The sequence below is a fragment of the Streptomyces sp. NBC_01515 genome (genome assembly GCF_045040345.1).
Lineage (GTDB): Bacteria > Actinomycetota > Actinomycetes > Streptomycetales > Streptomycetaceae > Streptomyces.
In genome coordinates, this window is the sequence record NZ_CP109416.1 from 1,495,860 (window position 1) to 1,512,183 (window position 16,324).

Sequence of the window (16,324 nt, forward strand, 5' to 3'; positions counted from 1 at the left end):
GCGTGCACCGCCATGCCCGCGCGCTCCCCCGCCCCTTGTCGCCCGCGGGAGCGAACACCGCCAACTGCCGGAAAGAAGGCACCTGTTGTGACGAGTGAACCCACCGCACACGATTACCTGGAGAGCCTCTCACCGGGCCGCGGCCGCGAGCGGCCCCGGGCCGCCTTCACGTCCGACACCCCCGCACTGGATCTGACCGGGACCTGGCGCTTCCACTTGGCCGCAGGCCTGCCCCAGGTCATCGAGGGTTTCCAGGAAGCCGGATTCGACGACAGCGACTGGGACACGATCCCGGTGCCGTCCTGCTGGCAGATGCAGGGGCTCCCGGGCGAGCCGCGCTTCGGCCCGCCCGCGTACACCAACCAGGTCTATCCGTTCCCGGTGGATCCGCCGCACGTACCCGACGCCAACCCGACCGGCGAGTACCGCCGCGAGTTCCTCCTCCCCCACAACTGGCCCGACGGACGCGCCCTGTTGCGCTTCGAGGGCGTCGACTCCTGCTTCGCCGCCTGGCTCAACGGCACGCTGCTCGGCGACGGCAAGGGCAGTCGCCTGCCCACCGAGTTCGACGTCACCGACACCCTGCGGCCGGGCCGCAATGTCCTCGCGGTCCGGGTGCACCAGTGGTCGTCCGGCAGCTACCTCGAAGACCAGGACATGTGGTGGCTGTCGGGAATCTTCCGCCCCGTCACCCTGCTCTCCCGCCCGGCCGGCGCGCTGACCGACTTCTTCGTGCACGCCGACTACGACCACCTCACCGGCGACGGCACCCTGTCCGTCCGGACCGACGTACCGGCCCTGCTCACCGTCCCCGCCCTGGGCATCGTCGACGCCGACCCGGCGGGACCGCACCCCGCCCCCGACGTCATCCCCTGGTCCGCCGAGCAACCCCACCTCTACGAGGGCGAGTTGGTGACCGACGGCGAGCGGGTCCCGCTGCGGATCGGCTTCCGCCGGATCGAGGTGGTGGACGGCGCGATCCTCGCCAACGGCCGGCCCCTGCTCTTCCGGGGCGTCAACCGCCACGAGTGGCACCCCGACACCGGGCGCACCCTCAGCCACGAGGACATGCTCACGGACGTACTCCTGATGAAGCGTCACAACATCAACTCCGTCCGTACGAGCCACTATCCGCCGGACTCCGCGTTCCTCGACCTCTGCGACACCCACGGCCTGTGGGTCGTCGACGAGTGCGACCTGGAGACGCACGGATTCGGACTCGTCGGCTGGAAGGACAACCCGAGCGACGACCCGCGCTGGCGCGAGGCCTATCTGGACCGGATGCGCCGCATGGTCGAGCGGGACAAGAACCACCCCAGCGTGGTCATGTGGTCGCTCGGCAACGAGGCCGGCACCGGCTCCAACCTCGCGGCCATGGCCGCCTGGGCGAAGGACCGCGACCCGGACCGGCTCATCCACTACGAGGGCGACTACAACTGCCCCTACACCGACGTCTTCAGCCTGATGTACGCCGACCACGGAGAGGTGGGCCTCCTGGGCCGGGGCCAGGAGGCGGTCGCCGAGGACCCGGCGCTGGACGCGCGACGCCGCGAACTGCCGGTCATTCTCTGCGAGTACGCGCACGCCATGGGCAACGGCCCGGGCGGTCTGAGCGAGTACCAGGAACTCTTCGAGACCCACCCCCGGCTGCACGGCGGCTTCGTCTGGGAGTGGATCGACCACGGCGTCCGGCGCCGCACCCCGGAGGGCCGCGAACACTTCGCGTACGGCGGCGACTTCGGCGAGCCGGTGCACGACGACAACTTCTGCTGCGACGGGCTGGTCTTCGCCGACCGCACCCCCTCCCCCGGCCTCACCGAGTACAAGAAGGTTGTGGAGCCGGTGCGGATCACCGTCGACACCACGGCGAGGACGGTCCGCGTCCGGAATCTGCTGCACACTCTGGACACCGCGCATCTGCGGTTCCGCTGGGCGGTCGAGGACAACGGACAGCCGCGCGGGGACGGGGAGTTGGCGCTCCAGCCGGTGCCCGCGGGCGCCAACGGGGAACTGCTCTGGCCCGAGGCGCTCACCAAGCTCTGCGACGCACCCCTGGAGGACGGCGAGGAGCGGTGGGTCACCGTCGTCGCCGAGCTCGCGGCGGACGAGCCATGGGCACCGGCCGGTCACGAAACAGCCTGGAACCAGGCCGCTGTCGTGGGCCCAGCGCCGGAGGTGCCGGCGGTGGTCCGGCCGTTGGTCCCGGTCCTGGGCGACGGGACGTACACCCTCGGACCCGCGGTCTTCGACGCCGTGACGGGATCGCTGACCGCGCTCGGCGGCCTCCAAGTCGACGGCCCCCGCCTCGACTTGTGGCGGGCCCCCATCGACAACGACCTGCGCACCTGGAACGGTCCACTCGCCGAGGCATGGCGTAAGGCGGGCCTCGACCGCCTGGAACACCGGCTGGTCGGCGTCCGCCCGTACGACGACGGCCTGGAGGTCATCACGCGCACCGCTCCCGCGGGCGCCGACTTCGCCATGCGTACGGTCTTCCGCTGGGCCGTCGACGCCGAGGACCCCGGCCTGCTCCAACTCGCCCTGAACACCCGGCCTTTGGGCACCTGGCCCTGCCCGCTCCCCCGCATCGGCATCCGCATGGCGCTTCCGGAGGGCATCGACACGGTCGACTGGTTCGGGCTAGGCCCCGGTGAGGCGTACTCCGACACCACCGCCGCCGTCCGCGTCGGGCGCTTCGGCGCCGCCGTCGACGATCTCCAGACGCCGTACGTCCTGCCGCAGGAGAACGGCAACCGGCGCCAGGTGCGCCACGCCCGCCTCACCTGCCCGGACGGCGCCGGGCTGACCGTCACCGGGTACCCGCACACCGATCTCACCGTGCGCCGCTGGACCAGCGAGGACCTCGACGCCGCACGGCACACCAGCGACCTGCGTCCCCGCGACCGCGTGTACGTCAACCTCGACGCCGCGCAGCACGGCATCGGCAGCGGCGCCTGCGGTCCACGCACCCAGCCGCAGTTCCAACTCGACGCCCGCCCGGTGACGTTGACGCTCGGCTTCCGCCCGTGCTGACGCTCTGGTACCGGCAGCCGGCGGCGGACTTCCTCGCGGCGCTGCCGCTGGGCAACGGGTCCCTGGGCGCGATGGTGCACGGGCGTGTCGCACGGGAGCGGATCGACCTCAATGCCGACACCCTCTGGTCCGGCGGCCCCGGGGACCACAACGACGACGGGGCCGCCGCACACCTCCCCGCCCTGCGCGAGGCGGTGCTCCGTGACCGCGACCATGTGCGTGCCGAGGAGTTGGCCACGCGGATGCAGGGGCCGTTCACGCAGGCGTACCAGCCGCTGGGCGCCCTGCTGCTCGACTTGGACCATGGCGACGAAGTCACCTCGTACCGGCGGGAGTTGGACCTGCCCGAGGGCGTCGCCACGGTCGCGTACACCGTCGACGGAGTACGCCACACCCGCGAGCTGTTCGTGTCGGCGGTCGCGGGCGTCCTCGCCGTCCGACTGAGCTGTGACCGGCCGGCGGCACTGTCCTTCACCGCCCGCCTGCACTCCGCACACCCGGGATCGGCGCCGGGCGCGGTCGTCACGGGCCGTGCCCCCGCGCACGTGCGGTTCGAGGCCACCGGCCCCGACGCCGTGACGTACGCGCCCGACGCGGGCACCGGATTCGCGGCGGGACTGCACGTCCAGGCCGACCCGGAAGCCGCCGTCGAGCGCTCCCCGGGCGGAGGCCTGCGCGTCACCGGAGCGACGACGGCCACCCTGCTCGTCGCCGTGACGACCGGCTACCAGGGCTGGAACCGGACCCCGCTCGGCCCGGAATCCGGCCTGGACACCGATGTCGTACGCCAGTTGGAGGCCGCCGCAGCCCTTCCCTACGAGCGGCTGCGCGACGAGCACACCGCCGACCACCGGGCCCTCCAGGGACGGACGGATCTACGCCTGGACCACGACCCGGCGCTCGACGACCTGCCGACCGACGAACGCCTCGCCGCTGTGCGGGCGGGCGGCGACGATCCGGGCCTGGCCGCACTGCACTTCGCGTACGGCCGCTATCTGCTCATCGCCTCCTCCCGTCCCGGTTCCCAGCCGGCCACCCTCCAGGGCATCTGGAACACCGCGGTCCAGCCGCCCTGGCAGTCCAACTGGACCACCAACATCAACCTCCAGATGAACTACTGGCACGCCGAGACCACCGGCCTGCCGGAGTGCCACGAGCCGCTCTTCGACCTGATCGCCGATCTCGCCGAGGCCGGCCGACGCACCGCGCACGCCTACTACCGCTGCCGGGGCTGGACTGCGCACCACAACGTCGACATCTGGCGCGGCACCAATCCTGTGCAGGGCAGCCCGAGTTGGGCCAACTGGCCGATGGGGGCGGCATGGCTGTGCGCCCACCTCTGGGAGCACTACCGCTTCAGCGCCGACCGCCGTTTCCTCGCCGAGCGCGCGTACCCGGCGATGCGGGAGGCCGCCGTCTTCCTTCTGGACTTCCTCGTCGAGGACACCGACGGACGCCTCGTCACCTGCCCCTCCACCTCACCCGAGCACCGCTTCCGGGCAGCCGACGGATCGCTGGTCGCCACCGGCGCGGCGAGCACGATGGACCTCTGGCTCACCGGAGAACTCTTCGACAACTGCCTCGCGGCGATCGGGGAGTTGGGCCTGCGCGACGAGATCGAGGACGCGCTGCGCACCGCCCGCGCACGGCTGCGCCCGATGTCGTACATGGCCGGGAAGCCACTGCCCGAGTGGTGGGAGGACGTCGAGCCGGAGGACCTCGGGCACCGCCATCTCTCCCACCTCTACGGCCTCTACCCCGGTTCGCTGATCGACGCCGAGGAGACACCGGAGCTGTTCGCCGCCGCCCGCGCGGCCCTCGACCAGCGCCTCGCGCACGGCGGCGGGGGCACCGGCTGGAGCCTCGCCTGGGTCGCCGCGCTCGCCGCCAGGCTCGGCGACGGAGACCTCGCCCGGCGGAGCGTCAACTCCCTTCTGGCGGGCTCCACTTCGGACAACCTCTTCGACCTGCACCCGCCGGAGCTGTTCCAGATCGACGGCAACTTCGGTACCACGGCCGCCCTGGCCGAAATGCTCCTCCAGAGCCACACCGGCGAACTGCGGCTGCTGCCCGCACTCCCGTCCGCCTGGCCGGGTGGCAGCGTCCGGGGGCTGCGGGCCCGGGGCGGCGTCGGCGTGGACCTCGACTGGCAGCACGGCCTGCTCACCAGCGCCCGGCTGGCCCTCACCAGCCCGGGCACTTACGTGCTGACCGCCCCCACCGGTGGCGGCCTACTGCGCGTTTCGGACAGCGAGGGCCGTCCTGTCGCGGTGGACAGCACGCCCCTGCCGGGCGGGTTCGTACGCACCGCCTTCACGGCAACCGGGGCATCGGTCCACCACGTGCGCCCTCGCCTGCGATGGCAGGCGGCAGTCGTCAGGTCCAGGGCGCTACGACGGTGAAGGAACGGCTGGCCCGGAACGCGGCGGTGTTCTGGGCCGCGTCGACCCACAGCTGGAGGTTGTCTCGGTAACGGAGGTAGCGGCCGGGGTAGTTGTACGACTCCAGGGAGACCGACCCGTCGGTGGAACCGGGCCGGGCGCAGAAGGTGGCGTCCTTCTGGAAGACGGCCGATCCGTCGTTGGCGTCCAGCCGGATGCGGAAGGCGTAGTGGCGCAGATATCTGCCCGAGGCGTCCTCGATCGAGTAGCAGCGGGAATCGGCCAGTCCGGTGACGAATCGGAAGGTGGCCTCCCGCTTCGCGGACCCTGGACTGGTTGTGGCGACGGAACCGAGGAATCCCAGATTGCCGACTTCCCGCACATAGTGGCCGGACCGCCCGGCCGATCGCAGGGCGTGGCGGCCCAGGAGCGTTGAGGGGGCTGTCGGCGTCGGGCTCGGCGTGGCGGACGCCGTCGGGGTCGGCGGTGCCGATGACACCGCGGGCGATGCCGGGGCATGGGGCTGGGCCTTTGCCGTAGGTGGCCGTACGGGCGCGTCGGACCGCGTGTACGCGTAGACCGCGCCGCCACCCACGAGGGCCACCGCCCCGGCCGTCAAGGTCACCACCGGCTTGGCCGCCAGCTTGGCCAGCAGGTGTCCTACCCGGCCCGCGCCGCCGGGAGCGTGAGCAGCCCCACCCGCCGCCGAGGCCGAGGGCATCGACTTGGCCAGCAGCAGGCCCGCCAGGCCGATCGGTACCGGCACCAGCGCGAAGCCACCCAACAACCCTTCCGTGGGCACCAGTTCGGAGGTGGTGAACAGGCACTGCGGGCAGTCGCGGACATGACGCGCCAGCCGCTTGCGCCACCGCGCGTTCGGCCGGCCGTCCCAGGAGGTCAACTGGGCGTCCAGCTCCGCACAGCGCGGCGACGCGGCCAGCGCCCGCACCACGGCCCGCCCGGACTCCAGCCGCTCCTTGACCCGCTGCACCCGTACCGCGGCATGCTGCGGCGCGAGGTCGCAGGCCGCCGCGAGTTCGGCGCGGGTCAGCTCCCCGGCGGCTTCCAGCCACCACAGCGAGAGCACCTCACGTTCCTCGTCCTCCAGCCAGCGGGTCGCCTCCACCGCCTCGCGCCGCTGTCCCGACAGCGCCAGACGAAGAATGGCCAGATCGGCGAAGTCCGCCTCCGGGGCGACCTCCTGGACGGCCTCGTCCGGTAGATCCGACTGCGGGCGGGCCTGCCGACTACGCCATCGGTCGCGGACCTGCCGTACGGCGATGGCGACCAGCCAGGACCGGAACCGTTCCGGTTCCTCCAGGCCAGGCAGCCCGTCCAGGGCCCGCAGCATCGTGTCCTGGACCACGTCGTCGACGTCGCTGTGGCCGTCGAGGGCCCGCCCGACGATGTTGTAGACCAACGGCAGACAGCCCCGCACAAGGTGCTCCACCGCCTGTGGGTCACCGGCCCGCGCCGCCACGACCAACTCGACGTCCGGCCGCTCCCGCACGTCCTGCGAGCGAACCCGTCCCACCTTGTCCCGCCCCACCTCGTCGACGAACGCCTGATGCTGACGTTCCGAAGGATGGCAGTGTGCCAGAGGCGTTCGAGATTTCTTTCCACGGTTTCTGTTATCCGCGATCCGCCCGTACGTCTCCTGCTGCGTACGGCCAGATCCGACAGGAGCCAATCAGTGTCAGTGAGCCAGAACGACAGCCGACCGATGATGAGCCGGCGCAGCGTGCTGCGGGTGGCGGGAGCGGCCGGAGCGGCGGGCATCGGGGCAGCCGCCATCGGTGCCGGAGCCACTCCCGCCGCGGCGAGCGCCGCGTTCGCACATCCGGGACTGCTGCACACGCAGGCCGACTTCGACCGTATGGCCGCCAAGGTGAAGGCGGGCACCGGCCTGTGGAAGACGGGCTACGCCAAGCTGGCGGGCAACCCGCGCTCGGCGAGCGTCTGGAAGGCGACCCCGCTCGCGACGGTGATACGCGGCGCCACCGGTGACAACGTCACCACGCTCGCCTTCGACATCGCCGCCGCCTACCAGAACGCCCTGCGCTGGAAGGTCACCGGCGACACGGCCCACGCGAACGCCGCCCGCGACATCCTCAACGCCTGGTCGGCCAAGCTGACCACGCTCGACGGCGATGCCGACCGGTTCATCGCGGCGGGCATCCACGGCTACCAGTTCGCGAACGCCGCGGAGATCATGCGCGGTTACGACGGCTTCGATCTGGCCCGCTTCCAGAAGATGATGCTGTCCGTCTTCTACCCGATGAGCAGCAGCTTCCTCGCCAAGCACAATGGCGCGTACGACTCCAACTACTGGAGCAGCTGGGACCTGTTGAGCGTGGCGTGCGTGCTGTCCGTCGGCATCCTCTGCGACGACCGGGCCAAGGTCGACGAGGCCGTCACGTACTTCAAGTCCGGCAAGGGCATGGGCTCCATCAAGAACGCCATCCCGTTCATCCACCCCGGTGGCCTCGGGCAGATGGTGGAGGTGGGACGCGACCAGGGGCACGCCCTGCTGAGCGTGGGCCTGCTGGGCACCATCTGCGAGACGGCGTGGAACCAGGGCATCGATCTGTACGGCTACGACGACAGCCGCGTCCTCAAGGGCGTCGAGTACGCCGCCAAGTGGAACCTCGGCCACGATGTCCCCTTCACCTCCTGGACCTGGCACAAGGGCGCGCCCGGTTCGTGGGAGGGCTGGGAGACGTTCACGGAGGCGTCCACGTGGGCCCGCGGCCAGGTGCGCCCGATCTGGGAGGGCCTCTACAACCACTACGTGAACCGCCGCGGCCAAGACGCGCCGTACGTGAGCGAGATGGCGGCCAAGGTCAGGCCCGAGGGCGGCGGCGGTGACTACGGAACGGGCGGCGGCCTCGACCACCTCGGCTTCGGCACCCTGACCTTCACCCGGGACAGGGCAATCGTCTCGGCCACCACACCGACACCGTCCGCGAGCACGTCCGCCTCGGGCAGCGGCAGCGGCAGCGGCGCCGCGACCCCGGCCGCTGATACCGCCGCCGGGACCCAGCCGCAGGGCGGCCGGGGCGAGGACCTCGCCGCCACCGGTGCGGGTGGCATCGCCGCCGCTGCCGCCACCGGCGTCCTCGCCATCGCGGGCGGCTTCATCGCCCTGCGCCGCAGGGGCAGCCGTAGCAGCAGCTGAACACCGGCCGACTCGGCCGGAGCCGCAGCCCGGGGCGAGTCCAGGCGCTTTGGTCACCGAGAGGCGGCAACGGGCATGAGGGCAGTGCCTCTTGGCAGCCCGGCGATGCGGTTCCGGCAGGACCGCGCTTGGCCGCGCCGAGCTCGACCGACGTGCCGACGCGGAAAGCCCGGCCACAGCGCGGGCGGGCCTTCCGCAGTGCGGGATGTTCCTGGGAACGCCGGCTCCCGTCCCGGCCGCGGAACCCTGGTGGATCTACGATCTGATGCTGAAGCGGGGCCAGTTGATCGGTTCGACGATCCGGGGGCGGACCCACGCGGAGAAGGCGGCGCCGGCCCAGGACATCGCCACGACGATGCTTCCGCTGCTGGCCCGGGGGCTGGTGCGGGTAGCCGTCGACCCGGCCTTCCCGCTCGGCCGCTACCGCGACGCGTACGACCGGCCCGCCGGGGCGGGCGAGTTGGGCAAGGTCATTCCGACCTGCGCATGACGGCACGCCCTGGACCGGTCCAGGTGATGAGGAGCGTGCCCGCCCGATGCACGACGTCCCGGGCGCGCTCGTCGCGTGCCCGGGACGTTCCGCCGCGGTGGCCGCTTTCTTACACCGCGGCGATGCCCTCCATGCCGGAGGCGGCGAAGGCGGGCAGTCCTGTGATCGTCGTGATCTTGGTGAGGGCACCGGTGCGCCCGACACGGAAACCGTCGACGGTGCCGGAGGTCGCGTTCTGGACGTAGACGAACTTGTCGGCGGCGACGGCGAGGTCGATGACGCCCTGCGACATTCCGGACGGCGCGGCGGCGATGCCGGCCTCGTTGGTCAGGGCGAGTCGGCCGTGCGCGTCCTGGCGGTAGCCGCTGACGGTGGAGTTGCCGGTGTTGCCGCCGTAGAAGAAGTCACCGGCCCGCTCCAGCCAGCACAGGACCATCTGCCCGTTCGGCAAGGACGCCTGTACGGTCTTCAACTCGCCGTCGTGGCGCACCTTGTAGGTGGTGACGGTGGAGTTGGCGGCCTCGGCGACCAGCATGCGCCCGGACTTGTCGAAGGCGATGGCGAACGGCACCATGCCCGCCGACTTGTTCACGACCGGCTTGTCCGCCGGACGGCCGTCCTTCCGCACGGGGAAGACCTCGATGGTGTTCGCCGACTTGGTGGTGACGACCAGGTCCCGGCCGTCCGGCGTGAACGCGACCTGCCCCGGCGAACTGCTGAACAGCGGTACCTTCGCGTTCTTCAGCGCCAGACCGCGGTTCGAACCGCTCAGCGGCTTCAGCCCCTTGGAGGTGATCCGGAAGCCCTGGACGCTTCCCGCGCCGCCCGCGTTCATGACGTAGGCGAGATCCCCCGAGACCGTGACGGCGGACGGGAAGTCGCCTCCCGTGGAGACCGTTTGACGGTCCGTCAGCTTCTGGCCGTGCACGGCGAAGGACGTCAGGGTGCCGCTGCCCGCGTTCACCGCCAGGAGCCGGCCGGACCGGCGGTCGTAGACGAGCGACCCCTGTGAGGCGAGCGAGTCGGTGGGCGCGTCGGTCTGGTCGCCGCCCTTGCCGCCGGTCGCGTACTTCCCCGCGGCGGTCAACTTCCCGTCGTCGCCCCGGCGGAAGACGCGGATGGTGTTCCCGGCCAGTTCGTTGCCCTGGACGAAGACGGCGTGGTCGGCCTTCGAGGCGGCACGCGGGGTCGGCGAAACCTGCGCCGCGGAGGCTCCGTTGACCATGACCACGGCCGCCGCGACGGCCACCGCCCCGCCACCCAGGACGGTCAGCCTGTTCCGCAGCTTCGACCTGCGTTTGTTGTGCCTGCTCATGTGCGGCTCCTCTGACCCGGGGTGTGTGGGACCAGAGTTGCCACTGTGCGGCGATGTATGAAGGCGTTCGGACTCCGCGTCAGAGTCTCGTAAGGTCCTTCCGCACCGCTCCCCCCTGCGCGACCAGCACGACGTTCTCCGGTCGGCCGAGGCTGCCGATGTCACGCAGAGGATCCTGGTCGACCGCCACGAAGTCCGCGGTCTTGCCCGCCTCCAGGGAGCCCAGTCGATCGTCGACCCCGAGGAGCCGGGCCGCGCCGAGCGTGCCTGCGGTGATCGCGGCCAGCGGGTCCATGCCGAGTTCCACCAAGTGCGACAACTCGCTCAGGTTCCGGCCGTGTTCGACGACACCGGCGTCCGTGCCGAGGGCGATCGGGACACCGCGGGCGATGGCGTGCGCGATGTTCTCCTTGGTGATGCCGGACCAGCGGCTCTTCTTGCGGAAGTGGTAGTCGGCCATGGTCGCCTGGTCGAGGGGCGCGAAGACCGTGGCGAGGGTGGGGACGAGGACGGCGCCCACCTCCAGTGCCAGATCGCACAGTTCGTCGGTCATGCCGTAGCCGTGCTCGATGCTGGTGACGCCGGCCCGGAGGGCGTTGCGGATGCCTGCCGTGCCCTGGGCGTGGGCGGCGACCGTCTTGCCGCGGTGCCGTCGGGCCTCGTCGACGACGGCCTTCAACTCGTCGGGGGTCAGCCCCTCGTCGTCGGGGTCGTCGTGCGGGCTGCCCATGCCGCCGGTGGCGCAGACCTTGATGAGGTCCGCGCCGTCGCGCAGCATGCGCCGGGCCGCGATCCGTACGTCGTCGGGGGTGTCGGCGATCTCGGTGAGATGCGGGGCGGCGTTCACCCCGCTGGGCAGTGAGCAGTCGGCGTGTCCGCCGGTGTGGCCGATGACCTTGACGGCGGTCTGGAGCCGGGGGCCTTCGACGAGGCCGCGTTCGACGGCGGTGCGATAGCCGGCGGGCAGACCGCCGAGGTCGCGCAGGCTCGTGACACCGGCGTCGAGGGTCGTGCGGAGTCGCCGCGCGATCTCGAAGGTCTCCACGGTCGGGTCGGCGGTCAGTCCTGCGGTGAGCCCTCGGCCCGGGGTCATGCACAGGTGCGTATGGCAGTCGAAGAAGCCGGGGAGCAGGGTGCGACCGCGCAGGTCCACTGTCACCGCCGTCGGTGTCGCGGGTGCGGTGGCCGCCGGTCCCGCATAGGCGACGATTCCGGTGTCGTCCACGACGAGGACCGCGTCCGGTACGGGGGCGGCTCCGGTGCCGTCGATCAGAGTCGCGTGCTGGTAGCGGGTGTTCATGGCATCTCCGTGAGGAAGCGGTGGTCGCCGGAACCGACTTCGGGGCGTTCCGCCATGCCCGGCAGGTCGATCAGCGCGGTGGTGCCGGGCGGGACCGTGACCGTCACGCGCAGCACTCCGTCGGTGCTGGTCCAGGACACGGCGGCGCGGCCGTACGGGGTTTCGTGTGTGGCGGAGGCGTGGGTGAGCCCGCCGCCGGGGCGGGGGCGGACCAGCAGGCGCCGGTAGCCGGGGGCCGCGGGGGCGAGCCCGGCGACGGTGCGGTGCAGCCAGTCGGCGACGGCGCCGAGGGCGTAGTGGTTGAAGGAGGTCATCTCGCCGGGGTTGACCGTGCCGTCCGGCAGCATGCTGTCCCAGCGTTCCCACACGGTGGTCGCGCCCATGGTGACCGGGTAGAGCCACGAAGGGCAGGTCTTCGTCAGCAGCAGTCGGTACGCCGTGTCGTACTCCCCCGCGTCGCACAGCGCGTCGCAGATCAGCGGCGTGCCGACGAAGCCGGTACCGATGTGGAAGTCGCCCTCACGGACGAGTTCGGCGAGCCGGCGTCCCGCCTGGGCCCGATGGGCGTCGGCGAGCAGGCCGAAGCGCAGGGCGAGGGCGTACGCGGTCTGGGCGTCGTTCGTCAGGAGGCCGTCCGGGGTGACGTACTCGTCGCGGAAGGCGGCCCGTACCGTCTCGGCCAGCTTTGTGTAGTGGGCGAAGTCGTCCTCTCTGTCGAGGAGTTGGGCGGTGCGGCCGAGCAGGGAGGCGGATTGGGCGTAGTAGGCGGTGGCGACCAACTGCTTGTCGGTGCGGGCGTCGCCGGGGTGGTCCGGCGGTGCGGTGGGGTCGAGCCAGTCGCCGAGTTGACGGTCGGTGTTCCACAGGTGCCGGTCATCGGCCACGGCGGTGATGCCGTCGACCCAGGCCTTCATGCTGTCGTACCGGTCGGCGAGGATGCCGAGGTCGCCGTAGCGCTCGTACATCACCCAGGGCACGATGACCGCCGCGTCGCCCCAGGCGGCGGCGCGCAGTTCGGGAAAGCGGTCGGGGAAGAAGGGCACGTACATCGGGACCCGGCCGTCCGGGTACTGCTGGGCGGCGAGGTCGGTCAGCCAGGAGCGCAGCAGGCCGGAGCAGTCGTAGAGGAAGGTCGCGGTGGGGGCGAAGATCTGTACGTCGCCGGTCCAGCCGAGGCGTTCGTCGCGCTGCGGGCAGTCGGTGGGGATGTCGACGAAGTTGCCGCGCATGCCCCACACCACGTTCTCGTGCAGGCGGTTGAGCAGGGGGTCGGAGCAGGTGAACCAGCCGGTGCGGCGCATGTCGGTGTGCAGGACGACGGCCTGGATGTCGCCTTGGCCCAACTCCCCCGGCCAGCCGGTGACTTCGGCGTAACGGAAGCCGTGGAAGGTGAAGCGTGGCTCCCACTCCTCGCCGTCCGCCTCGCCCCGCAGGGTGTACGTGTCCGTGGCGCGGGCCTCGCGCAGCGGGCGCACGGCGAGTTCGCCGTCCTCCAGCACTTCGGCGTGGCGCAGGGTGACGGTGTGGCCGGCCTCGCCGGTGACCCGGATGCGGAGGCGGCCGACGAGGTTCTGGCCGAAGTCGAGGATCGTGCGGCCGGACGGTGAGGTGAGGACGGTGACGGGAGCCAGCGTCTCGGTACGGCGTACGGGCGGGCCGTCCGGGGCGACGAGCGGCGCCAGGTCGGAGGGCAGGACCTCGACGGGACTCCAGTCGGCGGGTACGCGGCGCGCGTCGTACTCCTCGCCCTCGTAGATCCCGGAGGTGAGGATCGGGCCGTGCGCGGCCTGCCATTCCGAGTCGCTGCCGAAGGTCTCGGTGGTGCCGTCGGTGTAGCGGACCTCGATCTGGGCGAGGGCGGCCAGCCGGTCTCCGTAGATGTTGCGGCGTCCGCCGCCGAAGCCGATCCGGCCGCGGAACCAGCCGTCGGCCAGCAGCACGCCGACCGTGTTGGTCCCTGTCTCCAGCGCTTCGGTGATGTCGTACGTCTGGTGGCGCAGCCGCTCGGTGTAGTGGGTCCAGCCGGGGGCCAGGACGTGGTCGCCGACGCGTACGCCGTTGATCTCGGCCTCGTACAGGCCGTGGCTCGTGGCGTAGAGGCGGGCGGACTCCACGGGTGCGCGCAGCCGGAAGGTGCCGCGCAGGACGGGGGGCGGGACCTGTCGGTCGGTGGCCTCGGGCCAGGCCGGGGACACGAACCGGGCCTGCCAGTCGGCCGGTTCGAGCAGCCCGGCCTCGACGGTCAGTGGCGCGGACCACGGGCTCGCGCCCGCGCCTTTCGGACCCCATACCCTTACGGACACGCCGACTTGCTGCCGCGAGCACAGGGGGTCGCCGGGCCAGGGCACCAGGACCGAGTCCGCGGACAGGCGACGGGCGGTGTACAACTCCCGTTCGCCGTCCGTGAGTCGGATCTCGTACGCCGCCTGCGTCCAGCCCGGACGGGTGGTGACGGTCTGCCAGGTCAGCCGGGGGCGGGGCTCGCCGATCCCGAGCGGTGCCGTGTGGTGCTCAGCCCGTAGTCCCGTCACGTGGATGTCCTGGTCAGGCATGATCCTCCTCCGGGACGAGAGGGAGGGTGAAGCGGAAGACCGCTCCCTGCGGCTGGTTCCCGGCCGCGTGGATATGGCCGCCGTGCCGGGTGATGATGCGGTGGCTCAGGGCCAGGCCGATGCCGCTGCCGTTCTCCTTCGCGGTGAAGACGCCGTCGAAGATCCGGTCGCCGGGAAGGTCGGCCGGCAGACCCCGGCCGTGGTCACGGACGGCGAGTTCGGCGTTTCCGTCGGCCGTACGTCGTGTGGCGAGTTCGACCTTGCGCTCCCCCGGTGGCCAACTGGCCATCTCCTCAAGGGCGTTGAAGGCGAGGTTCATGACGACCTGCCCGATGAGGACGTTCTCGCAGCGCACCGGGAGGGGCACGTCGGAGAGGTCGAACTCGACGTCCACGGCGTGCTGTTGAGCCCTGACGTCGATGAAGTACGCGCAGTCCTCGACGATCGAGTTGAGGTCGGTGAGCTGCTCGGACTGCTCCAGGCGGCCCACGTACTGCCGCAGGCTGCCCAGGATGCGCCGGGCCCGCTCGATCTGCCGTACGGCGTTGTCCAGTCCCCAGGCGACGGACTCGTCACCGGCGGCGAGCCGGCCGCGGGCTCCCTCGACGAAGTTGTAGGCGGCGGCGAGCGGCTGGCTCACCTCGTGCGCGATCGCCATCGCCATGTCGCCCATGGCGTTGTAGCGGGCGAGGTGGTTCAAGTGCTGGGTGTCCCGGCGGTGTTCCTCCTCCGCGCGCACCCGGTCGGTGATGTCGTAGAAGAGCACGAGCCGGCCGCGCAGATCGCTCTCGATGTCGATGTGCTGGCAGGTGGCCGCGTACCAGCGGGCTTCGCCGCCGGGGGCGCCGAGGCGGTAGCGGCCCTCGCGTTCGGGGACGGCGCCGTCGCGGCAGTAGTCCGCGAAGTCGGCGCCGTGCAGGGCCGGTTGGTCGACGCCGAGCAGCTTGGCGGCGGACTCGCTCGCGAAGACGACACCGCCGTCGTCGTCGAGGACGACGATGCCCTCGGCCAGATTGCCGAGGAAGGTGCGCAGTCGTCCCTCGGTGCGGAACAGGTCGCGGCGGACGGCCTTCTCCTCGGCGATGTCGCGGAACTGGACCATCACGACGGGGCGCGAGGGCAGGTCCACGCGGATCGCGATGGCCTCGGTCAGGATCTCCTCGCCGCTCTTGGAGCGGTAGCACCACTCGGTGGCGCTGACGCCGTCCGCGACCGCCTGCCCGAGCCAGCGGTGCCCCAGCTCCCGGCTGTACTGGCGGGCGTTCTTGCTCATGTCGGGGGCCTTGAGCGGCTTCAGTTCGTCGACGGTCCACTCCAGCAGGTCACAGGCCGCCTGGTTCGCCCAGAGGATGTCGTACGTCCTCGCGTCGTGGAGCAGCACGCAGTACTTCAAGGCCTGGGTCAGGGCCCGGAAGTCGGCCGGTTCGAGATCGTTCATGCGGCCTTGGCCTCGCTCTCATCGGGCGGCCGGGAGCCGCAGTCCCAGCCGGAGTACGTCACGGACCAGCGTCGCGATGCTCTCCGCGCCGGTCTTCTCCCGGATCCGGGTGCGGTGTACGTCGACGGTCTTCGTGCTGATGCCGAGCCGCCCGGCGATCTGTTTGCTGGGCACGCTGTCCACCACCAGGTGCAGCACCTCGCGTTCACGGGGAGTCAGGCTCTCCAACTGCCTTAGTAGATCGCGCCGTTGGGCCAGTTCGTCGAAGCGTTCCCGCGCCGTCCGCTGGGCCGCCTGCACGACGTCGAGCATGTGCTGGGGGTCGTAGGGCTTCTCCAGGAAGTCGACGGCGCCGTTCTGGAGGGCGCGTACCGACATCCGGATGTCGCCGTGCGCCGAGACGAAGACGACGGGGAGTGCCGCCCCCGCCTCGTTCAGCATCTCCTGGACGCCGAATCCGCTGATCTCCGGCATCCGCACGTCGAGGACCAGACAGGCGGGCCGGTCCCGGTCGTAGGACCGCAGGAAGAGCCGGGCGTCGGAGAAGCACTGCGAGCGGATGCCCACCGACTCCAGGAGCCAGGCCAGCGAGGTGCACAACTCCTCGTCGTCGTCCAGGATGTAGACGAGGCACATC

At 71.3% G+C, this 16,324-nt stretch carries 10 protein-coding genes; 4 read left to right on the top strand and 6 right to left on the bottom strand.

Annotated features, from left to right (window positions below; all coding sequences use genetic code 11):
- The first annotated feature begins 87 nt into the window (after window positions 1-87).
- Window positions 88-3,033 (top strand): glycoside hydrolase family 2 TIM barrel-domain containing protein, encoded by a 2,946-nt coding sequence (locus OG407_RS06340; RefSeq protein WP_405855819.1) that lies wholly within the window; start codon window positions 88-90, stop codon window positions 3,031-3,033.
- Window positions 3,027-5,435: a glycosyl hydrolase family 95 catalytic domain-containing protein gene (locus OG407_RS06345; protein WP_405855821.1), complete on the top strand. Its 2,409-nt coding sequence runs from the start codon at window positions 3,027-3,029 to the stop codon at window positions 5,433-5,435. The genes OG407_RS06340 and OG407_RS06345 overlap by 7 nt, the downstream gene beginning before the upstream one ends.
- On the opposite strand, the gene OG407_RS06350 is transcribed toward OG407_RS06345, so the two are convergent.
- Entirely contained in the window at window positions 5,410-6,948 is a 1,539-nt protein-coding gene (locus OG407_RS06350; RefSeq protein WP_405855823.1) for a sigma-70 family RNA polymerase sigma factor, read from the bottom strand. The genes OG407_RS06345 and OG407_RS06350 overlap by 26 nt on opposite strands.
- 189 nt (window positions 6,949-7,137) lie before the next feature.
- On the opposite strand from OG407_RS06350, the gene OG407_RS06355 reads away from it, so the two are divergent.
- Together OG407_RS06355 and OG407_RS06360 are read left to right on the top strand one after the other, a co-directional pair.
- Complete coding sequence (locus OG407_RS06355; protein ID WP_405868311.1) at window positions 7,138-8,592, top strand: alginate lyase family protein; 1,455 nt, start codon at window positions 7,138-7,140, stop codon at window positions 8,590-8,592.
- A gap of 205 nt (window positions 8,593-8,797) precedes the next feature.
- Window positions 8,798-9,082: a hypothetical protein gene (locus OG407_RS06360; RefSeq protein ID WP_405855825.1), complete on the top strand. Its 285-nt coding sequence runs from the start codon at window positions 8,798-8,800 to the stop codon at window positions 9,080-9,082.
- 109 nt (window positions 9,083-9,191) lie between these two features.
- Here OG407_RS06360 and OG407_RS06365 read toward each other — a convergent pair whose 3' ends face one another.
- From OG407_RS06365 to OG407_RS06385, 5 genes are all read right to left on the bottom strand, one after another.
- Complete coding sequence (locus OG407_RS06365) at window positions 9,192-10,397, bottom strand: lactonase family protein (RefSeq protein ID WP_405855827.1); 1,206 nt, start codon at window positions 10,395-10,397, stop codon at window positions 9,192-9,194.
- Between the two features lie 79 nt (window positions 10,398-10,476).
- Window positions 10,477-11,697 (bottom strand): amidohydrolase family protein, encoded by a 1,221-nt coding sequence (locus OG407_RS06370; RefSeq protein WP_405855829.1) that lies wholly within the window; start codon window positions 11,695-11,697, stop codon window positions 10,477-10,479.
- Window positions 11,694-14,249 carry a glycoside hydrolase family 78 protein gene (locus tag OG407_RS06375; RefSeq protein WP_405855831.1) on the bottom strand — a complete coding sequence of 852 codons (2,556 nt, stop codon included), beginning with the start codon at window positions 14,247-14,249 and terminating at the stop codon, window positions 11,694-11,696. The genes OG407_RS06370 and OG407_RS06375 overlap by 4 nt, the downstream gene beginning before the upstream one ends.
- Window positions 14,242-15,687: an ATP-binding protein gene (locus tag OG407_RS06380; protein ID WP_405855833.1), complete on the bottom strand. Its 1,446-nt coding sequence runs from the start codon at window positions 15,685-15,687 to the stop codon at window positions 14,242-14,244. The genes OG407_RS06375 and OG407_RS06380 overlap by 8 nt, the downstream gene beginning before the upstream one ends.
- Window positions 15,688-15,705: 18 nt before the next feature.
- Window positions 15,706-16,323: a response regulator transcription factor gene (locus OG407_RS06385; RefSeq protein ID WP_405855835.1), complete on the bottom strand. Its 618-nt coding sequence runs from the start codon at window positions 16,321-16,323 to the stop codon at window positions 15,706-15,708.
- Between the last annotated feature and the right edge of the window lies 1 nt (window position 16,324).